The organism is Nitrobacter sp. 62-13 (genome assembly GCF_001896955.1).
Lineage (GTDB): Bacteria > Pseudomonadota > Alphaproteobacteria > Rhizobiales > Xanthobacteraceae > Nitrobacter.
The window spans coordinates 1-1903 of sequence record NZ_MKRN01000140.1; the positions used below are offsets into that span (position 1 = coordinate 1).

General features: G+C 68.4%; 2 protein-coding genes and 1 pseudogene. All 3 read left to right on the forward strand.

Going from position 1 to position 1903, the window contains the following annotated elements:
- Window positions 1-415 (forward strand): annotated as a pseudogene (locus BGN91_RS10340) (transcription termination/antitermination protein NusA); the annotation flags it as partial.
- A 49-nt stretch (window positions 416-464) separates the two neighbouring features.
- On the forward strand, window positions 465-1130 hold the full coding sequence (locus BGN91_RS10345) for an RNA-binding protein (RefSeq protein WP_292612840.1): 666 nt from the start codon (window positions 465-467) through the stop codon (window positions 1128-1130).
- A 71-nt stretch (window positions 1131-1201) separates the two neighbouring features.
- The coding region (locus BGN91_RS10350; protein ID WP_292612842.1) for a translation initiation factor IF-2 associated domain-containing protein at window positions 1202-1903 on the forward strand (702 nt) is incomplete at its 3' end.

Below are 1903 nucleotides of genomic sequence, written 5' to 3' on the forward strand. Positions count from 1 at the left end.
GCTCGCCGTCATCGAGGGATTCGACGACGAGACCGCAAGCGAGTTGCAGAGCCGCGCCCGCGAATATCTGGAACAGCTCGAGGCCGAATTGGAAAACCGACGCAAGGAGCTTGGCGTGGACGATGCCTTGAAGACGGTGCCCGGCGTGACGTCGAAGATGCTGGTGAAACTCGGCGAGAACGAGGTGAAGAGCGTCGAGGATCTGGCCGGCTGCGCCACCGACGATCTGGTCGGGTGGACCGAGCGCAAGGACGGCGAGGCGGTCAAGCATGCCGGCTATTTCGACGGCATCGAGCTTTCGCGCGAGGACGCCGAGACCATGATCATGCAGGCGCGCCTGATGGCCGGCTGGATCACCGAAGCAGACCTTGCGAAACCGGCGGAAGCCGAAGCCGCCGAAGATCAACCGGCTTGAACCAGAGGTCGGCTTTGCCGCCCGAGACCCCAGGGAGAACGCTCCGGACATGCTCGCCATCGCCGACCCGGCAGATCTCGACGGCGGACCGCGGACCAACAGGTCCGCGACGACGCGCATGTGCGCGGTCACCCGTCAGGTGCGCCCGATCGGCGAATTGATCCGGTTCGTGGTGGCGCCCTCGGGCGAGGTCATCGCGGATCTGAAACGCAGGCTTCCGGGCCGGGGCCTCTGGATCTCGGCCTCCCATGCCGCCGTTGCGGAAGCGGTCCGTCGTCACCAGTTTAGCCGGGGCTTCAAACGGGAGGTCCGCGCGTCGGCGTCTCTGGCCGACGAGACCGGGCAGGCGCTGGTCCGCAGTGCGATCGAGGCGCTGGCGATGGTTGCCAAGGCCGGGCAGGTCGTCGCCGGATTCGCCAAGGTGGAGGAGGCGCTCCTTCGCCGTCAGGCGACAGCCCTGCTCCACGCCGCGGACGGCGCCGCCGACGGAATCCGGAAATTGGACGCCATCGTCCGGAAAACAGCGGCAGATTCCGGCGAAACGCGGGACATCCCGGTGATTACCGTGCTGGCCTCGGCAGAATTGGATTTGGCACTGGGCCGGTCAAATGTGATACATGCAGCCCTGCTCGCCGGTCCGGCGAGCGGGACGTTCCTGTCGCGCAGCCAGATCCTGGTCCGATACCGGGATGGCGGACGGCGGCAAGATAGCTGAACAGGCTGGATTTTCTAACGCAGCGAGAACCTGTACGACCGCGTACGGCGCAACAAGATTGGGACTGCTGAATGGTTGATACGAAAAATCCTGGCGACAAGACTCTGAGCGTCAGCCCGAGCAAGACCTTGACGCTCAAGCCGCGCGTCGAGCAGGGCACGGTCCGCCAGAGCTTCAGCCACGGCCGTACCAAGCAGGTGGTGGTCGAGAAACGCGGTAAGCGCCGGCTCGGCGGCGATGCTCCGGCGTCAGAACCCGCAGGGGCCGCGGAACCGGCGTCGGCCAGGGCGCCCGCCGCCAAAGCCCCGCCGGCGCGGACGGCGCCTCCCGCCGCTCCCCGTGCGAGTTCGGGCGTTGTGCTGAGGACATTGACCGAGGACGAGCGCAGCGCGCGAGCGAGCGCGCTCGCCGAGGCCAAGGTCCGCGCCGAGGAAGAGCGCCGGCTTGCCGAAGCCGAGGCTGCGCGCCGCAACAGCAAGGAAGGCATCGAACAGGCCGAGCGCGAGGCCGCCGAGGCGCGCCGCAAGGCCGAGGAAGAGCGTCACCGTCAGGAAGAGGAAGCCAAACGCAAGGCCGAGCTTGAGGCCAAACGCCGCTTCGGCGAAACCGAGACCAAGGCGGCACCGGCCAAGACCGCGACCACACCACGCGCGGCGCCCCCGGCGCGCCCGGCCGCTGTCGCCGCCGACGGCAGCGACGAGGACGAGGCTCCGCGCATGGTCCGCCGTCCCGGCGGAGGCCCCGCGCGTCCCGTGGTCGCGCCGAAGCCTGCC